Genomic DNA, 25,238 nt, shown 5'->3' with positions numbered 1-25,238 from the left:
TTGATGTTTTGTTAACAGATGATGCCAAGAAAAATCCTTCAGGTTTCAAAAGTTTTTAATATGTTTCCGTATTAACATTTGTACGAAATATCCGCCGTAATTTCGCTCTGGAACGTACTAATTTTCCTGAATTTACCTTTCTACTTGCTGGCAGCAACAACTAATTGGTTTACACTGTTTTCAGTCGTTTACCACAGGGAATTAAACCATGTTGCAATACCTTAACCGCTGCTCACAAGGGCGCGGAGCTTGGCTATTACTGGCACTCGTCGCTCTAGCACTCGAGTTAGTTGCCCTTTTCTTCCAGCACGTGATGTTATTACAACCGTGCGTAATGTGTATTTATGAGCGTTGCGCACTTTGGGGTGTTTTTGCTGGCGGAGTTGTCGGCGCTATCGCCCCTTCAACAAAGCTGCGTTATGTCGGTATTTTAATCTGGATTTACAGCGCGTATGAAGGTATTCGCCTCGCCTGGGAACATACAATGATCCAGTTGCATCCCTCGCCTTTCGCTACCTGTGATTTCGCTGCACGCTTCCCAAGCTGGTTGCCTCTGAGCAAATGGTTGCCAAGTATGTTTATGGCGACCGGTGATTGCGCAGAAAAAAATTGGGTGTTCTTATCCTGGAGCATGCCAGAGTGGTTGGTATTGGTATTTAGCGTATTTATGGTTGTGGCGTTGCTGGTAGTGATTGCACAATTTGTCAAACCTAAGCGCGGCCTATTCGGCCACTAAACTGCACGAGTTTTTTCAGCTTATTAATGCCGGGAAGATAATTATCTGTCCCGGCATTTTTTATGCTGACAATTACAACGTAGCGATTAGCCTTTTTGCCGCCACTTTATGCTGTGCAATTAACGACTGCACGTCCAGCCCATCGATTTGCCCATCAATCACTCGCCACTGCCCTGCGACCATGACACGGTCCGCCCGCTCTGCGCCACAAAGTATCAGGGCAGACAGCGGATCATGACTGCCGCTAAAACGTAATTCATCCAGTTTGTACAACGCCAAATCTGCCTGCTTACCAATAGCCAATTCCCCTAAATCACTGCGACCAATCAATCGCGCAGATCCCTGAGTCGCCCACTTTAATACACGCTGCGGGGTAATTTGCTCTGTGCCATAACGTAGACGCTGTAAATACAAGGCCTGGCGTGTTTCAAACATCAGATTAGAGGCATCATTAGATGCCGAACCATCAACACCAAGCCCAATAGGCGAGCCAGCGGCTTCAAGTTCGACGGTTGGACAGATCCCCGAAGCCAGGCGCATATTCGACACTGGACAATGACAAATTCCTGTTCCTGCTTTACCTAATCGGGCAATTTCGCCGTCATTAAAATGGATACCGTGCGCCAGCCAGGTGCGTGGGCTTAACCAACCGACGCTTTCCAAATAATCGACCGTTCTTAAACCAAAGCGCTGCAAACAAAAACGCTCTTCATCGAGTGTTTCGGCTAAATGAGTATGTAAGCGGACGTCTTCTTTTTCCGCTAATGCCGCGCTGGCACGCATAATTTCTTCGGTGACGGAAAAAGGCGAACAAGGTGCCAAGGCTATCTGGATGCGAGCCCCCTCACCACGCTGATGATAACGCGCAATAAGCCGCTGGCTGTCTTCTAAAATATCCTCGCCAGATTGCACAGTATTCTGCGGCGGCAATCCGCCGTCGTCTTCCCCCAGACTCATTGAGCCGCGCGTCAGCAAGGCTCTCATGCCTAACTCGTTCACTGCCTCAACCTGCACATCGATTGCCTGTTCCATGCCATCAGGGAACAGGTAATGGTGATCTGTGGTGGTGGTACAGCCAGACAGTAATAGTTCAGCTAAAGCCACCTTGCTTGCAAGTTTCAACGCATCAGGACTCAAGCGTGCCCAAACCGGATACAGCGTTTTTAGCCAAGGAAATAAGGGTTGATTGACCACTGGAGCCCAAGCGCGGGTCAGCGTTTGATAAAAGTGATGGTGGGTATTAATTAAACCAGGAAGTAAGACATATTCACTGGCATCAAACACTTGCTGGCAAGGTTGTGCCGGTGTTTGGCCTGCGCTGAGCACATCAACAATGATGTTGCCTTCAATGACCAAGCCACCGGATGCATCCAGCGTGTTAGCCGTGAAGTTTGCTAAGGGGTTTTTTATCCAGATGCGGTTAACCGACATATCTGGCTCCTTCTGTAATGGTTGACAGTGAGTGAAGCCAGCTCAGTTTTACCCTGTCTGCTGATCCAGGGACACGCCGCGACGTGTGGGAAAATCCAGCGGAATTATAAGAGTCCGCCTAAGTAAATCAACTACATTTCTGATTCCATATGAGGAATTGCCGTATGTGTTTGCGTGACAGACACTGGCCGATCGTTGGGTAAAAATAGATTCAATATAATAGCGATAACGCCACCGCTGGTGATCGCCGAACCAAACATGTTCTGAATGACTTTAGGTAAGTGCTGTAAAAAATCCGGCTCGGCTTCTATCCCTAGCCCAATACCAAAAGACACCGCGATAATAAGCATGTCTCGTCGGGTTAAAGAGGTATGAGAGATAATACGAATGCCCGCTGCTGCTACGCTCCCAAACATCAATAGCGTTGCGCCACCTAATACAGGCGTTGGCAGTTGCTGCAGAATGTGACTGAGGAACGGGAAAACGCCAAGTAAAATAAGAATAGCGCCAATATAGAGTCCAACATGACGACTGGCGACACCGGTCATTTGAATCACACCGTTATTCTGAGCAAAGGTGGTGGTGGGAAACGCGCCTAGTATCGCCGCCATTGCACAACTTACGCCATCGGCCAGCACGCCACCTTCTAAACGTTTGATGTAGCTTTCTCCGTCGATAGGTACCTGAGATAGCATGCAGTTAGCCGTAATGTCACCCACCGCTTCAATGATGCTGATCGCAGAAATGAGCGCAATAGGCACAAATAATGCCCAGTCAAATGAGAACCCAAAATGGAAGACTTTTGGCAATTCTATCCACGCGCTATCAGTAGATGGGTGAAGCTGCCATGTTCCACTGAAATAAGCCAATAGGCACCCGGCGATAATACCGAACACCACGGCGGATAATCTGATCCAGTTATGATTAATCCGGCTTAGCACCAGAATGACCAATAATGTCACGCCTCCTAACAGCAAATTGATCGGCGCACCAAAATCGGGCGCGTTATGACCACCGCCCCAATCCACAATGCTGACCTTAATCAGGCTAATGCCAATTAAAGTGATCACGATACCGGTAATTAATGGCGTGATAATGCGGCGTAATTTACCGATGAAACGGCTGAGGATAATAGGAACAAATGCCGCGATAAAATTAATGCCAAAAATCATCGACAAAATATCTTCAGCACTACCACCACGGCTCTTTATTGCGAAACCTGCTGCAAGCGTCACGCTAAGGAAAGCAAAACTGGTTCCCTGCAAACACAGCATCCCTGCGCCGACGCCATAAAAGCGTCGTGACTGGATAAAAGTGCCAATGCCAGAAACCAATAACGACATGCTGATTAAATAAGGTAGATAAGCATTCAGACCCAACACACTGCCAATAATCAGCGGGGGCGTAACCACGCCAACCAAACTGGCTAAGACATGTTGTATTGCGGTAAACAATGCCGGCAAAGGACCGGGCTTGGTTTCCAAACCATAGATCATCTCGCTTTTGGCTTGCTCGACCATCGGTTGCATACTCCAGGTAGTTAAGGGTATGTCACCAATGCATAAATTACGCCAACATCATGAAAAAGCTCAAATACAGGGAGTTTATCTGATTACTTGCGAGTTGATCATGGCGGCAACAAACGCCATTTAAGCCAAATAAGATCGCTATATACCGAGTACATGATTCATTTTGGTGCAAGCTTTCTTCATGATATTTACTTGGTCAGCGCAATATTCGCCATAGTAAGAATATCACCCCACCGGCAATGGCAAAGAAACACAATACCGGGAAGATAGGAATACCAAGTAACGTCACGGATTGTGCTAATAACCAAGGAACCAAACCAATAATTAGCGCCGCAATGACAAGAGAAATCCCGAGAACAGCGGCACTACGCTCAATTGATTTTCCCAAGTGGGAAAGGTTTTTGATCTCAATATCGGTGTGAAATTTTCCTAGTTGCAAACGTTTAGTCACCAGACTCAATAACCGCGGCAGTGTATCGGTAGCTTCTAACACCTCTCCCGTCATCTGGTTCACACGACGACTAATGGCGTCAGGATGATAACGTTTGAGTATTTCTCGTCGCAGCATCGGCTCAAGCGTTTCAATCAGGTTAAAGTTGGGATCGATGCGTTTGAGTACGCCGTCTGCGGTGATTAATGCTTTAAATAATAAAACCAAATCGGCCGGTAAGGAGACTTGGTATTCTCGGGCAATCGTCAGCATCGTCACTAACGCCGCACCTAAATCGAACTCTCCTGGCGCAATACGGCCAAAAAAGTCCTGGGCCGCTAATTCTAATACCGTGACATCAGGCACGCCCTCTTCATGCCAGCGAATCAGCGTATTGACCAGACCGTCGCTATCACGTTGAGATAAAGCCTGCATCAGTAATAGCAGCTGATTACGCCGACGCAGCGACAGTTGTCCCGCCATACCAAAGTCGATATAGGCCACCTGATTATCGCCAACCGCCATCAGGTTTCCAGAATGGGGATCGCCATGGTACAAGCGGTCGGTAAAGACCATATGCATAAAACCTTCAGCACCGCGGCGCGCCAAGGTTGGACCGTCAAATCCGGCTTGTGCTAGTTGTTCATGGCTATGGGGCTGTACGCCGGGAATAAATGACTGAACAATGACATTTTGCGAGGTAAACGCCTGCCAAATCTTCGGAATAACAATGGATTCGCGATGGCTGAAATTCTCACCAAATTGTTGCGTTAACGCAGCTTCATGGCGTAAATCTAATTCCTGCTCAAGCGCCACGGTCAATTGGCGCACTAATTGTCGGGGACGAAAGCGTGCCAGTTGCGGGCTCTGTTGCTCAAGAAACTCCGCCAGCCAGGCCAACAAACGCAGATCCGCCGCAATCACTTTGTCCTGACCCGGTTTGAGCACTTTGACAATGACCTGCTCCCCGCTGTGCAGCGTTGCGCGATAGACTTGAGCCATTGATGCGGCGGCCAGCGGCTCACGATCGAACTGAGCAAACAAAGTTTCAGGTTCGTCGCCCAATGACTCAACAAGCTGACGATGAATAACAGGCCAAGGCAGCGCCGTCACATTGCTGTGTAATTTTTCGAGTTCTGTTGTCCAATGTTCATCGAGCAAATCGGCACGGGTCGCCAGAATCTGTCCCAGCTTGATAAATGTGGGGCCTAATTCTTCTAACGCCTGGCGTAAACGCTGTGACTGAGTCTCATTCGCTGCATCGGACTTATAACGTAAATTACCGAACAATGATTGCAGACCGAGAATGCGTAATACATCCTGCAAACCGTGGTTTATCATCACGCGGCCAATCTGTCGCAGACGAACACGGTCACGAGCGGTAACAAGAAAGGTTTTCAGCAACATAGCGCATCCTTAGGATCAATATCCGTTTTTGATAATTGATCATAGCAGTTAACTAAGCGTAACCGCGCGCAAGTGAAAAATCGTTTCCAGTGATACAAGTGAAAAACCGGGCCTGTAGTGATACAAGCCCGGTTTATTAGGTTTAAAAAAATAGAGAGTAAAAAATGAGGTTCTAACGATTACGCTCGCGGTTTTTTAGTTCGACGAGCAAATAACCAAAGCAGGAAGATTACAACCACTGCCGCGCCAACGCCCATGCCAACGCGTGCCAATGTCACTAAGTTAGACACTGGTCCACCTTGACGAACAATAGCCACATCTTCTGGCGTCACCGGCTTGGCCGTTTTGCCGTAAGTGGTGATCACGTAATTAGCCAACTGAGCAACCTGTTCGTTAGTCAGATTATTAATGTCATTAGGATGATCACCAAAACCTGGCATAAAGACCTGGCCGTCTTTGGTCGTGCGATTGACGCCATTAAGAATGGTGGCAATCAGGTTATTGCTATTGGCAGCACCGGTTACCGAGTTGTTGAATAAGCTTGGATAGTATTTATCCTTGCTTCCTTCTCCCAGAGGTTCGTGGCACGAAGCGCAGTTACCTTGGAATAAGCCCAATCCTTCCAAGTTTTTCGCGGTGATATCTGCTTGTGATAGACCGCGCAGCTTGCCAAGTGTGGTTCCCGGCGTCCCTTGGTTAAAACGAGAGCCTTTGTTCTCTGGCGTGCTTACCGCCGGCACCGTCTTAATATAGGTCGCAATGGCATTCAAATCAGCATCACTCAAATGCTGGAAGCTGTGCTCAACCGCTTCCCCCATACTTCCTGCCGCCTGCGCTTTCCCTGGCAGGTTGCCCGAGCGTAAATATTGCACTAAATCTGCTTTGCTCCAGGTACCAATGCCCGATTCTGCATCTGAGGTGATATTCGGTGCATACCACGCCCCGACCAACCCGCCGCTTAAGGCTTTGCTGCCCTCTTCTTCCATCAGCGGCCCGCGCGGAGTGTGGCAGGTGCTACAGTGGGCCGCACCATCGACCAGATATTTACCGCGATTCCACTCAGCACTTTGCGATTGTTCCGCCGTGAAAGGCTGGTTATTTAAGAACAGCAGGTTCCACGCTTTCATCGACATACGGATATTCATTGGGAACGGCAGTGCTGTCTCTGGCGCCTTAACGTCTACTGGTGTAACGCCATGCATGAAGTATTCATATAAAGCATGAATATCCTCATCAGTCATCACCGAGTAAGCGGTATAAGGCATCGCCGGATACAGATTAGCGCCATCGCGACGAATCCCTTTACGCACCGCATCGGCAAATTGCTGCTCGGTATAATCGCCGATACCTGCCGTTTTAGATGGCGTGATATTGCTGGCAATAATAGTGCCTACCGGAGAGATAATCTTCAGTCCACCGGCAAAGTCTTTGCTACCTTTGTTGGTATGGCAGGCGGCACAGTCCGAAGCCGTGGCGATATATTTGCCACGAGCCAATACATCGCTATCAGTATTGTCAGCAGCATAGCTGCTTGCAGTAAAGAAACTCCCCGCCAGCAGCATCAGCGGCAATGCTATGTTATGTGAACGTTTCATCATTAAGCATTACCCAGCTGTGAGTGAATAGCGTCCGCGGCTTTTAACGCCAATGCGGCCATAGTCAGCGTACTGTTCCCGCAGCCGCCGGTGGTCATTGCACCACCACCAGGCAGGAACAAGTTTTCATGGTCATGCGCACGACAATCCACATCGACGACAGAATCAGCCGGGTTATCGCCCATAATGCAGCCGCCCATGATGTGGTCACTGTTGGTGTACACAGTAGAAACATCAACTTTGGTGGCACCCATCGCCTGCGCCAGTTTTCTGGCAATCGGCACGGAATAGACCTCAGAACCTTTACGTACGTAATCACCCACATCGTAGTAGATGTTTGGTTTTGGCAGGCCGAGCCAGTCTTTCTTCGAGGAAAGTGTCAGGCGGTTATGCGCTTCAGGCATCAATTCATGTTCGATAGTGATTTCGGTTGTACAGGCGGACAGACGGCGAATTTCAGCATCCAGCGCTTTACCCACCAGCCCTTTCTCCAACGCTGCCATCGCACCAATACGACTGCGCGCCATATTGTTAAAGCGGAATAGCGCACCGCAGTGCTCGGAACGGAAATCACCTTGTGAGGTTTGCATGATGCTGCTGCCCTGCACCGGGCCAACGCCCGTCCAGGCCGGTTCGGCCATTTCGATTTCGGCAACCAGTTTCGGCTGGTCCATCATGTTGCGCCCAACCTGATCGGAACTGTTGGCAACGCCGTTCGGGTTGCGCACATCGGTGGACATCAGCAACAGCTTCGGCGTTTCAATGCCATTACAAGCGATAACAAAGATGGAACCGGTGACTTTGTGGGTTTCTTTATGCTGGTCATAGTAATGCACGGCTTGAATCTTATTCTTCTCACCGGTTTCTATTTTGTATGCCACCGCATTGGTCAGAATTTTACCGCCTTTGGATTCAATACGCGTCAGCGCCGTTGCCGCATCGTATTTGGCACCGATAGGACACACCGGAACGCAGTTGTTGTTACCACAGCAAGCAGGACGGTCATCATAAGCAATGCCACTGTTTCGTGCCTGAGCGGAAGGAAGATTGGTTAAGCCGATAGATGCTGCTGCATCGGTAAAGCGTTGTTCGCCAGGACCGAATGGCAAACGCCCCATTGGGTAAGGTTTAGAACGTATTGGCGGCCATTGCAGCTCTGGCTCAGAAGGCCCACACACGCCGATAGCATATTCAGCGCGAGTGTAATAAGGCTCAAGCGTGGCGTAATCCATAGCCCAATCACGACCAACGCCATAAAGGCTTTTCAGTCGCATATCATCTGGGGTCAAGCGCCAACAAATGCCCGCCCAGTGCCAGGTTGCACCGCCTGCATAACGAACATAACCCTGCAGGTAAGCACGCGCGTTAGGGCCTTCCAATTGCAAATATTCAGCCGCCTGTTCTGGCGTTGCCGTCATAATATGCGGCGCCCAAGGTTCTGGCGGATAAGGAGCGTTATAGTGCAAACGCGAGGTAGGTGGAAGATTGCGATAGTTTTCTACTATCTGCCAACGCTCAACGCGTGGACCAGCTTCGAGCATCAGAACCGAATGTCCAGCATCCAGCATTTGTTCAGCAATCAGGCAACCAATAACGCCCGTGCCAACGATAATCACATCTGCATTCATTATTTTAATCCAGCGACAATGTTCACTCTGCCCGCCTCAGACTTAAGAGCCTGACACGAAGATATTTTCTACCCTCGGTAATATTTATTAGTCGTGCTTTCCGAAGTGGTAGAACATGCAAAAAAACCTCTGAATTAGAAGTCAGGCATATCAGCAAGAGGTGGAGCGTGGGAAGTCCAACCATTTGGGCCAGTAATGGCGTAAGTAGGAATGGTCATAACATCGATCGTTGGCTGGTACATCAGCGCTTTTTCGTAAGCATAAACTTCGGCATCAGGCGCATCTACCAGCACACCTTTATACCAAGCTGAAATAATGGCAAATGCTGATTCTTTCAGTGGGCCTGCGGGGATATCGTCAAAGAAATCCTCAACAATTTTGGCATTTTTCGTCTTGGCGATATTAAGCAGATCAACAACCTGCTTAGCAAAAGCGTCATTGTTGGTTTTCATTGCGGCGGCAAGACGCCAGCCAACGTTTTGGTCCAGCTTATGATTGACTAGCAAATTCGACAGTTGCATGAATTGGCTAACATAAGCATCGTTGACCTGCGCATCGGCCCAAGCAGGGAGCGAAGGCCCAAGATAAGTACTCCCCATCAGAATCGCACCACCGAGCAGAACCTGTCTGCGAGATAAACGATATTCTGGCGGGGAGTCGTCACGAATAATGTTTTCTTTCATCACTTGTGCTCCAGTAATAATTTAAAATCTCCATGAAGTGACTTTTTCTTTAATTTGAATTTAATAAAGTCAGCATGGAAATAACGATTGGCGAATAAAACATATAATTAATCAACCTATTCATTGTAGGTTAATTTAATTCTCAGCAGGTTGATGCAATTGTAATCACAAATTTTAATTTGTAAATTCCATGTAAATTTCAGGTTGATTTTCAACCTTTTATTTTTTGTGGGTAAAATTTTATTGTTATAAAACAATGCATTGATTAACTGTCTTTTTTGAAAAAAGTTGAAACAACTCAGGGGGGATAATTGGCATTGAATGTTAAATATCGCTACAATATAAAAATATTGAATAAGTCACATCATCAATGAAATAGCATAAAATAGTTTTTTAATGGTGACTTAAGTTACTAAACTTAATTAACCTTGACTAATACATCATTAAGTAAAATAAAAGCCCCGCGAAAGCGAGGCTATCAGATACTTTATTTTTCTCAATAATGAGAAATTATTTATATCCCCCCATGACTAAGGTCCCGGAGCTGTCATGTTGCCAGGTGATAGCACCAGGACAGGCAGCCGAGCCATTGGAAAGCGTCGAGAGCGTTCCCTTCACCGCATCGTTATTCGCTGTCGGTGGTAAAAATTTCACCTCATAATATGGCCAGCCTTTTTTATCGCAGGTTAACTTGAATGAAGGATTATTCATTTTGTAGTTCTCAATCCACGACACCTGGCTGTTGGCAAGATTTCCCGCTTGGCTACTCACTTCCCACTGTCCAATCACATCCTCGCGGCCGGTAGTTTCATTCACCACTTTTCCAGTGAGTAAATTCCCCTCTTTGAGAACATGGAAACGGAAGACATCGCCTAACTCACCAGGGATATATAAACGGCACGTTGCTCCTGCAGGCGATCCGTCGGCTCCCCCTTTGCAATTGGCGTTCTTAACAATAGTGTCTTTACGGAAACTGCTAAAGAGCACCATAAACTGCCGGGATCCGTCTTTGGCATTTTTGGTTGGCTGAATGCCGGTGTAGCCAATCCCGCCGCCGCCAGTGAAACCAAATTGGTTAGCAAAGTAGAATTCATCCACCGGTGCCGCCTGATTAATCTGGATACCAAAGGTAATGTTCTCTAAAGGAGCCGCATTATTGCGGTCAAATGCCCATGTCATTGATGGCGTGGCCGCGAGAGCCTGTCCTGCAAACAGCAGTGCACAGGCGGAAGTGAGCAAACGAAACGTTTTCATAAAAACAACTCCTTGTATAAATTGGCCTTTATATTGTGAAACAATATTCCTGCTGGTAAAAAATCGGCAAATCGCTAGACTCCTTTTTTGCCTCAGGAGCATTCTCATGCCTATCTTTACCATTACACTACGCCGCACCAATACAATAGATAAAAAACAAATTTCAGCCGCTATTCATGCCGCATCGCTGACTACCGGTTACCCAAAGTCAGATTACGCAGACTCTTCGCTATTGCCAATGGGGAGGAAGTATCACGCTTATCCCTTAGAATGGCGGTATCCTCACCCATTATCCCTGACTTCCTTCAGCGGCTGGTGATTAAACTGACATAGCAGCCCAAGATGTAGCAACTTCGTCGAGTGGAATTTCCAATGTTTCAACGAATCGAGCAGTCATCATATAATGGCCTACGATAAGAGTTAATTCTGCAATCTGAGTATCATCATAATATTTTCGAACTTTTTCAAAAGTCTTGTCAGATACTTTTACTTCAGCTACACATTCTTCTACAAATTCAAGGATTGTAGCTTCACGTTCTGTTGCTAAGGTACCAGATTCAATCAAAGAAATTTCTTTCTCAGTCCAGCCTGATTTGAGGGCTAGTGAATAGTGTTGCATCTTTTCATAAGCACTATGACTTAGACTGCCAACTCGCATTATGATCATTTCTCTATCTTTGTTTTCTAACTTTCCTGCTGGAAATGAACTTCCTAAAGAAAGGTAACCTTTTGCAGAACACGATGTTGCCAACAGCCCTAATGTTAGATTTGCTGGGAAACGAGCATATTGTTCTTTTTGTGAGTCAGTTAGCTTAGCTAATTCAGGTATTGTGATTCGTGACATAATATATCCTCTTATTAATTAAATAGAGCAATAGGACGCGCCCAGCCAGCAGAAGCACCAGCTACTTTTACCGGAAGACTTATTACAGTGAAACCAAACGAGGGTAGCAGATCAAGGTTAGCTAGTTTTTCGATTTGACAGTAAGGGGCAACACTTCCGGCGAAATGACCCTCCCAAATTAACGAAGCATCTTTCGTCAATTCATATTTTTTTTGTGTATGAATAAATGGTGCGTCCCAACTCCATGCATCAGTACCAACGACTTTCACACCACAACTTGTTAAGAACAGAGTTGCCTGGCGGCCCATACCACAACCGCTATCAACAAAATCGTCCTGGCCATATTTTTCGCCTGCGGAAGTATTGATTAGCACAATATCGTTAGGTTTGAGCTCATAATTAATAAGCTTAAGCTCCGTAACAAGATCATCCTTAGTGACAACATAACCATCAGGGAAGTGCCTAAAATCAAGTTTTACCCCCGGTCCCACACACCACTCAAGTGGTATCTTATCTATAGTAAGAGATGGCGTACCATCATCCATATGGGAGTGATAATGATACGGAGCGTCCATATGAGTCCCTGCGTGGGTGCTCATTTTAACAAACTCGACTGCCCAGCCCTCATGTCGTGGAAGTTGGGCAGCAGTTAAACCGGGGAAACTCCCTGCCAATTGAGAGGCACCTTCATTATTTGTTACGTAAGTAATTTCAGGCAAAAACTCAGGAGGATCGGAGGCAATGCCTGTCATAAGTGGGACAGATAAATCTATAATTTTACTAGACATAGTTCACCAGTTTGTGCAGTTTACAGGTAGCTAACAGGGACTATATTATAGAGGACAAAAGTTTTTAGAAATGCCGAAAAACAGACAATCAATAGCGATAAAAGGAAGGGTAATGTCTCATCAAAACAAGTCCGGGCAACCACCTGAAATGATCTGGTTTCGTTGTGCAAGTTGGGTTGCCGGGACAAACTTTCCTGAACAGGCTTTTCCTTGGGGGAAATTAATGTATTCATGTGATGGATTGGCTAAAGTAAATGTTGAAGATGACACTTATCTTTCCACTCCAGAATTCGCTATTTGGTTACCCCCTCAAACGAGTCATTACTCTCTATCATTGACCGATATTGATTATGTAATCATTCACTTTCACGAAAAATTATGCCCCCTCTTGCCCTCAAAAGTTGCAGCGCTTAGAATTAATGGAATTGCAAAAGAAATAATTAAAGAATTTTCAAAGAGATCAATTAATTACCCCTCAAATCAAGCTGATGATAATCTTGCAACTGTATTGGTTGAACAACTTGCCCTTTCTGAAAGCTTTAACTGTTTCCTTCCGATTAGTGAAGACCGCGTGATAAGTAAAATAACCCAGAAAATGCTAGATAACCTGAAGAAATTCAAACACTTAAATATTGGAGTGATAAACTAGGCTTGAGTGAAAAAACACTATCAAGGCGATTTTCCTCGTCTACCGGAATTAACTTCAATGAATGGAAATCACGAAGAAAGATATTATTAGCGATAAGCCTCCTTCAAGAAGGAAAAACAGTGAAATATGTCTCGGCATCTCTTGGCTATAACGACCCGTCGGCTTTTATCGCTATGTTCAAGAAGAGAATGGGTATCCCACCAGGTCAACTGGTCTAGTGATACCAACCTAGTGGAGTTAATCGATTTTATTTATAGAAAATATATCAACTATTTTCATGACTTCCTCTGACATATTATCTCGACATCTCATTAATGCAATACAGTTTTGCGTAAACGGGCCTTACTGGCAGAAGAACATTAACGCTAGAGTGATCTCGAGCTTGATGTAATACATCGCTTATTCACTCAGTTCTCCATCAGTAAAAATTTATAAAGGAACGTTAAAATGACTGACTCCATTATCGAATGCCATACTATTCATCCTGCAGATGCCACCGAAAATGCCGTATTTTATGAATACTCTAAAGCCGCTGATCCTATCGGCACGAATATTATTTCACGTGTGCCGTATCATAATTTTTCCTCAGCATTATATGAAAGTGGAGAAACTCGGGTCATTCCGCTAGATCTGTCAGAACAATTAAACTGTGTAGGTCCCGCAACCGGGCCGGCGCTATTGGCTAATTTTATCCGTATCAATGGCGGCGATAGCATTGCACTGAACCCGTTGGCAACATCGCAAATCTTTTATGTCATCGATGGACTTGGTGCTATAGAGCAAGATGGAAAACGTATTCCAATGGAGGCTGGCTCATTCCTCGCTCTACCAGGGGGGATTCCAGCAACGCTGCATGCGATTTCAACACTTAAACTCTATTACGTGAACGATACGCCTCTGCTTTCCTATCTTGGTGTAACTCAGGTAACACCGCGTTTCTCCGCAACCCTATATAGCGCAGAACGCGCAGCCGAAGAGTTACGCAAAGCCGCTGAAGATAAAGAGGCCAGTAATCGCAGCCGCATTTCGGTTCTCTTGGGCAATACTCACTTCCCACAGACACGAACTGTCACCCATGTTATGTGGGCAATGTTCGGTACATTGACCGCAAACTCTGTGCAAAAACCACATCGTCACCAATCCATTGCTCTCGATTTTATCGTGGACTGCCCGAAAGGATGTTATTCACTCGTTGGTACTCGGCTCGATGACAACGGCAATATTGCAGACGCGACTTGCGTCGATTGGGAACCTGGCATGGCATTTGTCACCCCTCCAGGCTATTGGCATGCGCATATCAACGAGTCTGGCGAATCTGCCACTCTCATTCCTATCCAGGATGCCGGACTGCAAACATGGTTGCGGTCACTGGATATTCGCTTCAGTTAACCGCTATTCATCCCCCTCTTGCTACACGGGTAAGAGGGCAATTTCCTTAATCGTAAAATCGATTGTTGTACCATTAAAATGACGTAACTCCCCGCATAAATGGACATTTGCATGGTTGCAAAATAGTCCGTAGCTAGCTCAAATCATTTATACTGCTAAAATCATGGCATTATTCCTGCTGTCTCTGGAGTCTATCCAGGCCTTATCCAATAACAAAATTACGCTAAGACGACATACGTGATTCATGGACACCGGAAGAATGGAGAATACAATGAATTACTTTGCCGCGATTAAAACGTTCGTCAAGGCTGCAGAACTAAATAGCTTCAGCAGTGCTGCGAAAGAACTGAATATTAAAACCTCAACCGTCTCCCGGCATGTTGCGGACTTAGAAGAAGACTTACGCATTGCACTGTTTAACCGCTCAACACGCGGGTTAACACTCACTGAAGCCGGTAAGCTCTTTTATTCACACGCTACGCAGTTGCTACAACAATGGGAAGAGGCGCGTAATTTAACGTCTGCTCTCAATCAGCGGCCTGCAGGACTCCTTCGACTCAGCGTGCCTTATGCATTTGGCCACCGGCACGTAATGCACTTCGTAGATGAATTTCTCAGCTTGCATCCAGATATCTCTTTGGATATTACCTTCAGCGATGAGGTGCAGGACCTAATTGAATCACAAATTGACCTGAGTATTCGCATCGGGACGCTACCTGATTCTACGATGCATGCGCGCAAACTCGCGTCCCAAAATCGCTATGCCTGGGCCAGTCCTGAATGGATTGAACATCATCCACTTCCTGACCTGACAGCGGATAAAAAAGATCTGCAAATATTAATGCTTTCTCGCCTGCGGGGTGACGGCTGGTATGCCCGCAGAGTAAATTCCGAGGATGAATGGATGCGGATGCCAATTAATTACCGTCTCAGTGTTAACGACAGTGAAGCCTTACTTTATGCCTGCCGTAACGGCGCCGGGATTGCTATGCTCCCTGACTGGCTAACTTGGCAAGATCAAAAAGATCTGCGCCTGCAACGCGTTTTCCCTGAATGGGAATTCAGTATGTTCCGTGCAGAGACCGCCATCTGGATTGTTTATCCGCGCAAACGGATTGTTTCTTCCAAGGTACGAACATTTATCGATTTCATTGTCGACAAAACCGGGAGCCCTCCTTATTGGAAGAACTAGCACCTTGAGTTTCCTCAAGCTTTACGCACAGCCATCAGTCTCCTCATTGCGTGTAACGGCAGGCCAGGCTCACTTTTTTTATAGTAGTTATCTCGCCCAGCTCGGTTTATTCATGATGTGGTCCTGCCAATCCTCAACATCATCTTCTCTCACCGCGATATGGCGTACCGAGATACGTGCAGTATGCATTTCTGACTTGGAGTTTTTATTGCGAAGCGGATGCCAAGGTAGCAGCCCTTTTCCTTCACCAATTAGGCGATAAGCGCAGGTCGGCGGTAACCAATCGAAAGTGGTCAGGTTTTCACGGGTCAGTTTGATGCAGTCTTCTTCCAGCGAGAAGCGGTTCTCGTAGTTGCGGCACTGACAAGATTTGATATTCAGCTGATTGCAGGCAACGTTGGTGAAGTAAATCTCATCGGTGTCTTCATCAATCAACTTGTGTAAGCAGCATTGCCCGCAACCGTCGCACAAGGCTTCCCATTCTTCATCGGTCATTTCAGGGAGAGTTTTTTGCTGCCAAAAAGCAAGCTCAGACATAGTGGCATCCGGTTGTAGTAAATGAGTGAAATAGGTGTAGCAAAACGAGGGGACTATATAGACGCTTTGGCGAGCAGATGCAAGCAAAGCCGCCCGCCAATATGGCAAAGCGGCCCGATTGATTAAATAACTCGGGTACTGACCGACTTGCTATTAAGAGAGACTTCTATGGTATCTCCGGCAACCATTGGCCCGACACCGCGCGGCGTACCGGTGATCACGATATCTCCCGGACGCAGCGTGAAGAAGCGGCTCATGTAGGCAATCAACGGCAGCATCGGCGTTAGCATATCCTGAGTATTGCCTTCCTGGCGGACTTCGCCATTCACCACCAGTTTCAGATCGGCATGTTGCGCATCACCAAATTCAGCAACGGGGATAAAGCCAGAAACAGGGCAAGAGCCATCAAAAGCTTTGGCTTTTTCCCACGGCTGTCCGGCTTTCTTAAACCCCGCTTGTAAGTCACGTAAGGTCAAATCCAACGCCAAACCATAACCGGCAATTGCCTGGGCAACGCGCTCTTCGCTGGCTTGTTTAAGCTGGGTGCCAATTAGCACCGCCAACTCCACTTCGTGATGTACCGCGCCTAAATGTTGTGGAATAGCAATCGGCTGGCGTAAATCGCACAATGCCGTTTCTGGCTTGATAAAAATCACTGGCTCTTCCGCCAGCTTGCTACCCATTTCTTTAATATGATCGGCGTAGTTACTGCCTACACACACCACTTTATTTACCGGAAAATCGAGTAATGCGCCCTGCCAATCTCTATGCTGATACATAATCTCTCCAAATTTTATCAACCACCGCTGAATACGTTGTGTGGCGTCTGCGTCGTTGGAATAAGCGAATCTGTTGGTGCAGATGATGATTGTGCAATCGCATCAGCCATCATGCCGATGCTGATAGCGAAATAGTAAGAACGATTCCAGTGCATGATAGTGCGGAAGTTATCATAGACCATAAATGACCGTCCCTGCTGGTCGTCTGGCGTAATAATCCAGGCTCTCGCGACCCCAGATGGCAGCACCTGGGTATTTGCCGAGGTCACACCCAATTGTTGCCAGTAGGAAACGGGATGGACTTGCGCTGGCTTTATCCCGGCTAAATTGCTATCGAAACCGGCTGGCAATTTGACCTCTTGCCCCCAGCTTTGTCCAGCTTGCCATCCTTCAGTAGCCAGATAGTTAGCCGCGGAGGCAAATACGTCATCGGTATTGTTCCAGATATCGATTTTACCGTCGCCATCACCGTCTGCGCCATAACGCAGGAAAGAAGACGGCATAAACTGCGACTGCCCCATCGCACCGGCCCAGGATCCCTTCATCATGTCGCTGCTGGCTTTGCCTTGATCGACAATTTTCAGGGCGGCCATCAGTTCTTTGGTAAAGAAGGCTTCGCGACGTCCTTCAAAAGCTAATGTTGCTAAAGCAGAGAATACATCCTCTTTGCCCTGAATTTTTCCAAAGCTGCTTTCCATCCCCCACAACGCCACAATATATTGCGGCTGTACGCCATATCGCTGACTTACTGCATTGAGCGCCGACAGATTATTCTGATATTGCGTTTGCCCTTGTTTAATTTTCCACTCGGGTAAAACACGCGCCAGATAATCATCAAGTGTGACTTTTTTCTCTAACTGATTGCGGTCAGAACTGATCACACGATCAATAAAGTGTACGTTGGCAAACGCACTATCAATCGTTCGTTGGCTAATGCCTTGCTGTAAGGCCTGTGTTTTTAGTTGCTCAACGAACGCTGGAAATTGTGCAGGATCTCGCCCTTCTGCGGCCAGCGTGGTCGTTGAAGAGGTCGATGTCGAAGGTGCGGTATTGATCGGTTTAGATGGCGAAGAATTCGCTGGTGGTAGGTTAGGCATCGCGGTCGCAGATGATGGTGGTGCAGCAATCGCGCTGTTAATCGCAGACGTGCTTTTTACACATCCGCTGAGTACTACGGCGGTCATAACCAGTGTCATTGCCGACAATTTCATCAATCACTTCCTTTTATCACAAATAAAGTTATGCCCTTGTTAACCTGCAATACTGTAGAAGCGATTGCAAGTTAACAAGGGCGCAAATTTAATGTGAAATATAAAAACGGCAGCCGCTTTTACTTATCCGAACCCTGGAGATGCATATTTAGCAAACTTTCTGTTGGAGGGGGAACTTGCAAATAATAGCCCTGTTCTGCCAATGCCTCACGAACTCGCTCAATATCTGCCAATGCGAGTTTTTCGCGGGTTGCCAGATTAACCACCATCGAAAATATTGGCTTACCAAAACCTTGCATCAACTCTTCCGGCACCCGGCTGAAATCGTCCTTTTTTTCGACATAAAGATAGGTTTGGTCACGTTTAGAACTTCTATAGATCACACAAAACATTTTTTTAACTCTAATTAATGATAACAGTGGCTTGCCTAGATATAACTGTAACTATACCATGCATATTGTACATCGGAATATCGCCCCCCGAGGTGTATTCCGGGGATTTAAATTGCTGAGACTGAGTCAGGACAGATGTCACAATCGCCAATAGAACTAAAAGGCAGCAGTTTTACCTTATCGGTTGTTCATTTACACAGTTCGCAACCTGAGGTTATTCATAAAGCATTACAAGAAAAAGTGGAACAAGCTCCGGCTTTTCTTAAAAATGCCCCTGTTGTTATTAATGTTGCAGCGCTCAATGGTAGCGATGCAGACTGGAAACATATTCAACGGGCTGTCATGTCTGCGGGCTTACGTGTTGTTGGCATCAGCGGTTGCAAAGATGAGCAGCAAAAACAATCTGTTTCTCGTGCTGGATTACCGCTGTTAAGCGAAGGCCGGGCTCAGAAAATAGCTGCGGAACCACCCGCGCCAGTTGCGCCGCCAGTACCAGATAACGCACCAGCCAAAACGCGGATAGTCAGCCAACCGGTGCGTTCCGGTCAACAAATTTATGCCCGTAATAGCGATTTGATTGTTACGAGTAGCGTGAGTGCCGGTGCTGAACTTATTGCTGATGGCAATATTCATATATACGGTTCGATGCGTGGACGGGCGCTAGCAGGTGCCGCAGGTGATGCAAATTGTCAGATTTTTTGCACTCAACTAGGTGCTGAGCTAGTCTCAATCGCAGGGCAGTACTGGTTGAGTGATCAAATCCCGTCCACTTATTTCGGACAGGCAGCGCGTCTCAGCCTTTTGGATAACGTTTTAACCGTTCAACCTCTATTTTAGGAGCCAAGGCTCCGAGCCCTTTGATAAAGGAAACTCTTTAATGGCACGCATAATTGTTGTTACATCGGGTAAAGGGGGCGTTGGGAAGACTACTTCAAGCGCGGCTATTGCTACTGGCCTTGCCCAAAAAGGTAAAAAAACCGTCGTTATCGATTTTGATATCGGGTTGCGTAACCTTGACCTTATCATGGGTTGTGAACGCCGCGTTGTGTACGATTTCGTCAACGTAATTCAAGGCGATGCTACATTGAATCAGGCACTTATCAAAGATAAGCGCACTGAAAACCTCTATATTCTCCCTGCTTCACAAACTCGCGATAAAGATGCATTGACTCGTGAAGGTGTAGAAAAAGTATTTAATGATCTCACTGAGATGGAGTTCGACTTCGTCATCTGTGACTCACCTGCTGGTATCGAGACCGGGGCGCTGATGGCGTTGTACTTCGCCGATGAAGCAGTGATCACAACCAACCCAGAAGTCTCCTCCGTTCGCGACTCAGACCGCATTTTGGGTATTTTGTCTTCAAAATCCCGTCGCGCTGAGAAAGGACAAGATCCGATCAAAGAACATTTACTGCTCACCCGCTATAACCCAGGGCGTGTAAGCCGTGGCGATATGCTGAGCATGGAAGATGTGCTTGAGATTTTAAGAATTCCACTGGTTGGTGTTATTCCAGAAGATCAATCTGTGCTGCGCGCATCCAACCAGGGTGAGCCAGTCATTCTGGACCAAGAGTCTGATGCAGGTAAAGCATATGACGATACTGTCTGCCGCTTGCTTGGAGAAGAGCGCCAATTCCGTTTCATCGAGGAAGAGAAGAAGAGTTTCCTGAAACGCCTGTTTGGGGGATAAGACATGGCATTGTTAGATTTCTTTTTGTCCCGAAAAAAACCGACAGCCAATATAGCCAAGGAACGGCTACAGATCATCGTAGCCGAACGTCGTCGTGGGGACAGTGAACCCGCTTATTTGCCGGATCTGAAACGTGATATTTTAGCGGTCATCTGTAAATATATTCAGATTGACCCTGAAATGCTTCACGTTCAATTCGAGCAGAAAGGCGATGATATTTCGGTACTCGAGCTTAACGTGACCTTACCGGAATCGGAAGAAGCACCTAAATGATCGATCGCAAGGCTGTAGCTACCCCCTGTTAACGACAGGGGGTATGCTGGTTTACTTGCTGTTGCTTCTGCGCTGGCCTCGTTGGCTGAGGTGAATCAATACTGCGCCAGAATCTGTTTTAATCTTTCATTCAATAATGTGCCACGCCAGCCGCTGACTAATTCTGGAAGATTTTCTTTAGTCTTTAGCTGCCAATGCCAATTCAGGACTTGGTTGATCTGACGACGAGAAGCCAATAGCTCGACACTCAACCCACTCTCTTCGCTTACCGTCTGAATCAACGCTTTAATATCTTTAAAGACTTTCTTATAGCCTGGTTGATCAATAAGATTCGCCACTGGTTTTGGTAGCGCAGAATCATCCAATGTTGCCGCCTCAGCAACCAGTGCCAATAAAGTTCGCCCGTGATAACGAATCTCTGGTCCACTTAGTCCCAACGCTTCTAACTCACCTAACGATCCAGGCTGATAACGGGCTACCGCCCATAAATGTTCTTCACGTACTACAAAATTGACCGCTAAATCGCGTTGACGTGCCTGCGTTAAGCGCCAGGATGCCAGTTTCTGTAAACAAGCCAACTGGCGTGGACGTAATTGCCAGGCATTACTGATATCAAGATAGGCCAGTTCAGGCTGCAACACTTCCTGACGGCGGCGGCACAGCGATAAGCATTCATCCAATGCGGCATCTATCCAACCGGCATCAATAGCTTCTTGCTGTAATTGTTGGGCCAATGGTAATAGATAGAACACATCGGCAGCAGCGTAATCACACTGTTTTTCGCTCAACGGGCGTGCGAGCCAATCGGTACGTGATTCGCTTTTATCTAATTCAACCTGTGCCGTTTCCGCCACGAGTTTAGCAAAACCACAAGACAGCGGTCGGCCAGTAAAGGCCGCAAGGATTTGGCTATCAATCAATGGTGAAGGCATGACGCCAAACGCATTGAGAAACACTTCTAAATCTTCGCTACCGGCATGAAGAAACTTAACCACATTTTGGTTAGTAATCAGATCAACAAAAGGTTGCCATTGGGTAATAGGCAATGGGTCAATCAGGGTTAAGCGTTCACCATCAAAAAGTTGGATCAATCCCAGTTGAGGATAGTAAGTACGTGTTCTGACAAATTCGGTGTCTAGCGCAATTTGGCTATGGTTCTGTGCCTGCAGGCAAACATACTCCAGGTCTTCATTGGTGGTGATCAACTGATAATTCAAAAGATAAGTCTCTTAATAATGGTCGCAATATAACGTAACAACGCCGGTCTTATCGCCGGCGTTGGAGAAAACGAATCTCTAGGGTTTGCATAAAACCTAGAATTTACATAAACCTTAGCTTACTTTTTTCAGCTCGCTACTTTCCTGCTTGGGCTGTTCATCTCTCAGCTCTCTACGCAGAATCTTACCAACGTTAGACTTTGGTAATTCGTCACGGAATTCAACAACCTTAGGGATCTTATATCCTGTCAGGTAGTGTCGACAATGTACCAGTAACTCATCGGCCGTCAGCGAAGGGTCTTTTTTCACTACGCAAATCTTCACCTTTTCACCAGAAGACTTACTTGGAACACCAATAGCAGCGGCTTCAAGAACCTTCGGATGCGAAGATACCACGTCCTCTATCTCATTAGGATAAACGTTGAATCCTGAAACTAAGATCATATCTTTTTTACGGTCAACGATACGCAAAAAGCCCTCGTCGTCCACTGTAACGATATCGCCGGTCGAGAGCCAGCCATCTTTTAATACCTCATCGGTCGCCTCTGGCCGCTGCCAATATCCTAACATGACCTGTGGCCCCCGAATTAGCAGTTCTCCCGCCTCACCAAGGGCAACATCCTTGCCATTATCATCTACCAGACGCACATCGGTCGAGGGAACAGGCAGGCCAATACTGCCACTATAATGTTTAAGATCATGAGGATTACCCGCCACCAGCGGCGAACATTCGGTTAACCCGTAGCCTTCCAGCAGATGCTTACCGGTGAGTGTTTCCCACTTTTCCGCCACCGATTTCAACACTGACATTCCACCGCCTACCGAGAGGCGCAGCGAGGAGAAATCCAGTTTGTGGAAGTCAGCATTATTGAGCATCGCATTAAATAAGGTATTAACCCCGCTAATCGCGGTAAAGGGATATTGTGCCAGCTCTTTGACGAAACCAGGGATATCGCGCGGGTTGGTGATCAAGAGATTACGTCCGCCCAGTTCAATAAACAGCAGGCCGTTTACCGTCAGCGCAAAAATATGGTACAGCGGTAGCGCTGTCACAATCAGCTCTTTACCTGGGCGTAAAAGAGGCGCATAAGCGGCTTTCGCCTGCTCTAAATTGGCCAGCATATTGCGATGCGTTAACATTGCCCCTTTGGCAACGCCAGTGGTACCACCGGTGTATTGCAAAAAGGCTAAGTCATCATTGATGACATTAGGCTTAACGTATTGCATGCGACGGCCTAATTGCAGAACGCTGCGAAACGAAATAGCGTCCGGCAGATGGTATTTAGGTATCAGTCGTTTAATATATTTCACGACGAAGTTAACCAACGTCGCTTTAACCGGCGAAAGCTGGTCGCCCATTCGGGTTAAAATAACGTGCTTAATTTGGGTATTGAAAACCACTTCTTCCAAGGTATGAGCAAAGTTGGAGACAATAACAATGGCCGTTGCACCGCTATCATTAAGCTGATGCTCTAATTCTCGTGGGGTATATAGCGGGTTAACATTCACCACCACTAATCCAGCGCGCAACACGCCAAATAATGCGATGGGATATTGCAATAAATTCGGCATCATCAAAGCAACGCGGTCACCCTTCTTCAACCCGAGCTGATTTTGCAGATAAGCAGCAAACGCCCTGCTACGTTCCTCGAGTTTCCGGTAGGTCATCTCCTGACCCATGTTGATAAACGCCGGGCTGTCGGCGAAATGATGCACGGCGTTTTCAAACATCTCCAGCAGCGATTGATAGCGGTCTGGGTCGATGTTTTCAGGGACATCATGCGGATAACGTTTTAGCCAAACCTTGTCCAAGGTATCACTCCTGATTTTATTTTATGCTAACCCACCTCACCTCAACATGCTCAATTGCTTGTTTTTCAGCATCTCAAGGTATTATTGGCTATATCTCTTGGAAGTTTTACCATTCCTTTAACAATATTTTAACTCAGCTTACCAGTTAAGTTTTAAACAATGTCTAGGTTGAGAGATGGGTCACTAAATTAGTACAGTCATCCTCTGACTAAATAAAAAAAAGCGGCCGAAGCCGCTTGAATGCGAATAACTTTCCTGATTATTTCTTCACCACCACAGGTGGTAATTGCGGCTTATCAGGAACAGGCCGTTGTTGTGGCGCACTATGATACATCGAGGCAACAGAATTACTCGACGACAACGCTCTCGACACGCGCTGGCGGTGGGCTATACCAACCGCCGCCCCATGCGGGTCCAAATCCCCGCCCCCAGCGTGGATCGTACGGGCCTCCGTATCCCCACGGGCCAATCGGCTGTGGCGGCATCATCACTTCCTGCACTACGCGCCAACGCTTGTAGCTATTAACGTTAACCGTGACGAATTTATAAGGCGTACTACCAATTTTGCCGTTTTCAACGCCAGAGATCGGCCCAACTACCGTGACTAACTGATTTCTAAAATCAACCGGGTCGATAAAGCCATTAACGTAAGCGGCGATACGCCCAACGGAAGGATTACCTATCATTGGGCGAGCACCCTCGTCCAACGGCATGGTTGCTATCTCAAGGCGCGTGCGGTTATCCATATTGGTAATACCGACCACTCGGCCACCAAAACGAGATTCCTGCCCAACATATAACTGCGGTGCGCCTTGAACTACTGCCAGGTCCATCTGCGGCGTTGGAGTGGTACCACGAATAACGTCAGGAACGGTAACACACCCAGAAAGCAGCAGGACGCTTAAGCCTACTGCGCAAGCAATATGACGCTTGCCATTGATAAATTTACTGATGGACCTTTTACGCATAATGTTTCTCCTGCGCAATTATTGCTCGTAACATATTTGACCGTAAAATAGATGACTAGTTGCGATAACTCAACGGCCTGGAAGCTTTTTCCATGTCACTTCATTACGTAAATACGTTGGTTCTGCCAATTCTGGGAGGATTCTTACTCCAGCGGCCCACGCCTGCAGAGCTAAAGGCAGCATATCTTCAGCTTGCGGCAGCAACATCTTGCCATCGACAAGCTCAACGCCATCGCAACCAAGCAGTTGCGGATACGTTTGCCAACCCGTGCCAACCGTTGCCCAACGACCGCTAAAGCCGCTGTATTGCTCCTGTAGCTGTTCTGGCTTGATGACCATTTCGGTCTCCTCACCATCCCAAACGCCATCAGCCCGGCGCTGGTACTTAGCCCAGTAGACTTCGCCCATTCGGGCATCAATTGCGGCCAATACTGATTGAGCGCCAGTTTGTCGAAACGCCCCTTGCGCCATAGTTTGTAAGGTAGAAACCGGCAGCAGCGGCAAATCTGCGCCAAAGGCCAATCCCTGCGCAACGCCAATACCAATACGTACGCCGGTAAAGCTCCCTGGGCCACGGCCAAAAGCTAAACCATCGAGCTGAGTGAGCGTCAAGCCGCCTTCAGCCAGGATCTGCTGTACCATCGGCAAAATGCGTTGCGTGTGTTCACGTGCGCAAAGTTCGAAATGAGCTAGGGTTTCACCCTGATTGTATAACGCAACCGAACAGGCTTCTGTTGCCGTATCAATTGCTAAAATTCGCGTGGACATGCCAAACCTCAGGCGGGAAATATAAGTAAATACTAT

26 protein-coding genes are annotated in these 25,238 nt (G+C 47.0%); 9 read left to right on the top strand and 17 right to left on the bottom strand.

Annotated features, from left to right (window positions below):
* Positions 1 to 208 precede the first annotated feature (208 nt).
* A complete protein-coding gene (gene dsbB / locus ACL9RG_RS02820) occupies positions 209 to 736 on the top strand; it encodes a disulfide bond formation protein DsbB (protein ID WP_422791035.1) in 528 nt (175 codons plus the stop codon).
* A gap of 72 nt (positions 737 to 808) precedes the next feature.
* On the opposite strand, the gene ACL9RG_RS02815 is transcribed toward dsbB, so the two are convergent.
* From ACL9RG_RS02815 to ACL9RG_RS02785, 7 genes are all read right to left on the bottom strand, one after another.
* Entirely contained in the window at positions 809 to 2,167 is a 1,359-nt protein-coding gene (locus ACL9RG_RS02815; RefSeq protein ID WP_422791034.1) for an 8-oxoguanine deaminase, read from the bottom strand.
* Positions 2,168 to 2,298: 131 nt separating this feature from the next.
* A complete protein-coding gene (locus tag ACL9RG_RS02810; protein WP_422791033.1) occupies positions 2,299 to 3,687 on the bottom strand; it encodes a nucleobase:cation symporter-2 family protein in 1,389 nt (462 codons plus the stop codon).
* 205 nt (positions 3,688 to 3,892) lie between these two features.
* Entirely contained in the window at positions 3,893 to 5,530 is a 1,638-nt protein-coding gene (locus tag ACL9RG_RS02805; protein WP_422791178.1) for an ABC1 kinase family protein, read from the bottom strand.
* A 182-nt stretch (positions 5,531 to 5,712) separates the two neighbouring features.
* Positions 5,713 to 7,131, bottom strand: a complete 1,419-nt coding sequence (locus ACL9RG_RS02800; RefSeq protein WP_422791032.1) for a c-type cytochrome — start codon at positions 7,129 to 7,131, stop codon at positions 5,713 to 5,715.
* Entirely contained in the window at positions 7,131 to 8,756 is a 1,626-nt protein-coding gene (locus ACL9RG_RS02795; protein ID WP_422791031.1) for a GMC family oxidoreductase, read from the bottom strand. Before ACL9RG_RS02795 ends, ACL9RG_RS02800 begins: the two co-directional genes overlap by 1 nt.
* 134 nt (positions 8,757 to 8,890) lie before the next feature.
* Complete coding sequence (locus ACL9RG_RS02790) at positions 8,891 to 9,439, bottom strand: sugar dehydrogenase complex small subunit (protein WP_422791030.1); 549 nt, start codon at positions 9,437 to 9,439, stop codon at positions 8,891 to 8,893.
* Positions 9,440 to 9,949: 510 nt separating this feature from the next.
* Positions 9,950 to 10,693, bottom strand: a complete 744-nt coding sequence (locus ACL9RG_RS02785) for a hypothetical protein (RefSeq protein ID WP_422791029.1) — start codon at positions 10,691 to 10,693, stop codon at positions 9,950 to 9,952.
* Positions 10,694 to 10,799: 106 nt separating this feature from the next.
* Here ACL9RG_RS02785 and ACL9RG_RS02780 point away from each other — a divergent pair, with 106 nt between their 5' ends.
* Complete coding sequence (locus ACL9RG_RS02780) at positions 10,800 to 11,012, top strand: hypothetical protein (protein ID WP_422791185.1); 213 nt, start codon at positions 10,800 to 10,802, stop codon at positions 11,010 to 11,012.
* Here ACL9RG_RS02780 and ACL9RG_RS02775 read toward each other — a convergent pair whose 3' ends face one another.
* Entirely contained in the window at positions 11,013 to 11,537 is a 525-nt protein-coding gene (locus ACL9RG_RS02775; RefSeq protein ID WP_422791028.1) for a carboxymuconolactone decarboxylase family protein, read from the bottom strand.
* A 14-nt stretch (positions 11,538 to 11,551) separates the two neighbouring features.
* Positions 11,552 to 12,325, bottom strand: a complete 774-nt coding sequence (locus ACL9RG_RS02770) for a cyclase family protein (protein ID WP_422791027.1) — start codon at positions 12,323 to 12,325, stop codon at positions 11,552 to 11,554.
* 112 nt (positions 12,326 to 12,437) lie between these two features.
* Here ACL9RG_RS02770 and ACL9RG_RS02765 point away from each other — a divergent pair, with 112 nt between their 5' ends.
* The 4 genes from ACL9RG_RS02765 (at position 12,438) to ACL9RG_RS02750 (ending at position 15,555) form a co-directional block, all read left to right on the top strand.
* On the top strand, positions 12,438 to 12,974 hold the full coding sequence (locus tag ACL9RG_RS02765; protein ID WP_422791026.1) for an AraC family ligand binding domain-containing protein: 537 nt from the start codon (positions 12,438 to 12,440) through the stop codon (positions 12,972 to 12,974).
* Between the two features lie 2 nt (positions 12,975 to 12,976).
* On the top strand, positions 12,977 to 13,192 hold the full coding sequence (locus tag ACL9RG_RS02760; protein ID WP_422791025.1) for a helix-turn-helix domain-containing protein: 216 nt from the start codon (positions 12,977 to 12,979) through the stop codon (positions 13,190 to 13,192).
* A gap of 229 nt (positions 13,193 to 13,421) precedes the next feature.
* Entirely contained in the window at positions 13,422 to 14,363 is a 942-nt protein-coding gene (locus ACL9RG_RS02755; protein WP_422791024.1) for a hypothetical protein, read from the top strand.
* 271 nt (positions 14,364 to 14,634) lie between these two features.
* Positions 14,635 to 15,555, top strand: coding sequence for a LysR family transcriptional regulator (locus ACL9RG_RS02750; protein ID WP_422791023.1), 921 nt, complete (start codon positions 14,635 to 14,637; stop codon positions 15,553 to 15,555).
* Between the two features lie 87 nt (positions 15,556 to 15,642).
* Here ACL9RG_RS02750 and ACL9RG_RS02745 read toward each other — a convergent pair whose 3' ends face one another.
* From ACL9RG_RS02745 to ACL9RG_RS02730, 4 genes are all read right to left on the bottom strand, one after another.
* Positions 15,643 to 16,092: a YcgN family cysteine cluster protein gene (locus tag ACL9RG_RS02745; protein WP_422791022.1), complete on the bottom strand. Its 450-nt coding sequence runs from the start codon at positions 16,090 to 16,092 to the stop codon at positions 15,643 to 15,645.
* Between the two features lie 122 nt (positions 16,093 to 16,214).
* Positions 16,215 to 16,871 (bottom strand): fumarylacetoacetate hydrolase family protein, encoded by a 657-nt coding sequence (locus ACL9RG_RS02740; protein ID WP_422791021.1) that lies wholly within the window; start codon positions 16,869 to 16,871, stop codon positions 16,215 to 16,217.
* Positions 16,872 to 16,888: 17 nt separating this feature from the next.
* Positions 16,889 to 18,082: a lytic murein transglycosylase gene (locus ACL9RG_RS02735; protein ID WP_422791020.1), complete on the bottom strand. Its 1,194-nt coding sequence runs from the start codon at positions 18,080 to 18,082 to the stop codon at positions 16,889 to 16,891.
* Positions 18,083 to 18,201: 119 nt separating this feature from the next.
* The gene (locus ACL9RG_RS02730; protein ID WP_422791019.1) at positions 18,202 to 18,474 is read right to left on the bottom strand and encodes a YcgL domain-containing protein; all 273 of its coding nucleotides are present in this window, start codon (positions 18,472 to 18,474) and stop codon (positions 18,202 to 18,204) included.
* Between the two features lie 135 nt (positions 18,475 to 18,609).
* Between ACL9RG_RS02730 and minC the strand changes: the two genes are divergently transcribed.
* From minC to minE, 3 genes are read left to right on the top strand one after another with little or no spacing between them, the layout of a single operon-like run.
* Positions 18,610 to 19,311 carry a septum site-determining protein MinC gene (gene minC / locus ACL9RG_RS02725; RefSeq protein ID WP_422791017.1) on the top strand — a complete coding sequence of 234 codons (702 nt, stop codon included), beginning with the start codon at positions 18,610 to 18,612 and terminating at the stop codon, positions 19,309 to 19,311.
* 40 nt (positions 19,312 to 19,351) lie between these two features.
* Positions 19,352 to 20,164: a septum site-determining protein MinD gene (minD, locus tag ACL9RG_RS02720; protein WP_422791016.1), complete on the top strand. Its 813-nt coding sequence runs from the start codon at positions 19,352 to 19,354 to the stop codon at positions 20,162 to 20,164.
* 3 nt (positions 20,165 to 20,167) lie between these two features.
* Positions 20,168 to 20,437: a cell division topological specificity factor MinE gene (gene minE, locus ACL9RG_RS02715; protein WP_055771222.1), complete on the top strand. Its 270-nt coding sequence runs from the start codon at positions 20,168 to 20,170 to the stop codon at positions 20,435 to 20,437.
* A 95-nt stretch (positions 20,438 to 20,532) separates the two neighbouring features.
* On the opposite strand, the gene rnd is transcribed toward minE, so the two are convergent.
* The 4 genes from rnd to tsaB form a co-directional block, all read right to left on the bottom strand.
* Positions 20,533 to 21,654: a ribonuclease D gene (rnd, locus tag ACL9RG_RS02710; protein ID WP_422791015.1), complete on the bottom strand. Its 1,122-nt coding sequence runs from the start codon at positions 21,652 to 21,654 to the stop codon at positions 20,533 to 20,535.
* Positions 21,655 to 21,768: 114 nt separating this feature from the next.
* Positions 21,769 to 23,466, bottom strand: a complete 1,698-nt coding sequence (gene fadD / locus ACL9RG_RS02705) for a long-chain-fatty-acid--CoA ligase FadD (RefSeq protein ID WP_422791014.1) — start codon at positions 23,464 to 23,466, stop codon at positions 21,769 to 21,771.
* Positions 23,467 to 23,813: 347 nt separating this feature from the next.
* Positions 23,814 to 24,434: a Slp family lipoprotein gene (locus ACL9RG_RS02700; RefSeq protein WP_422791013.1), complete on the bottom strand. Its 621-nt coding sequence runs from the start codon at positions 24,432 to 24,434 to the stop codon at positions 23,814 to 23,816.
* Between the two features lie 69 nt (positions 24,435 to 24,503).
* Positions 24,504 to 25,202: a tRNA (adenosine(37)-N6)-threonylcarbamoyltransferase complex dimerization subunit type 1 TsaB gene (gene tsaB, locus ACL9RG_RS02695; RefSeq protein WP_422791012.1), complete on the bottom strand. Its 699-nt coding sequence runs from the start codon at positions 25,200 to 25,202 to the stop codon at positions 24,504 to 24,506.
* Positions 25,203 to 25,238: the final 36 nt, after the last annotated feature.

It is taken from the genome of Rouxiella sp. Mn2063 (assembly GCF_049319665.1).
Classification (GTDB): Bacteria; Pseudomonadota; Gammaproteobacteria; order Enterobacterales; family Enterobacteriaceae; genus JBMOUD01.
This window is presented reverse-complemented; position numbering and strand designations above follow the sequence as displayed.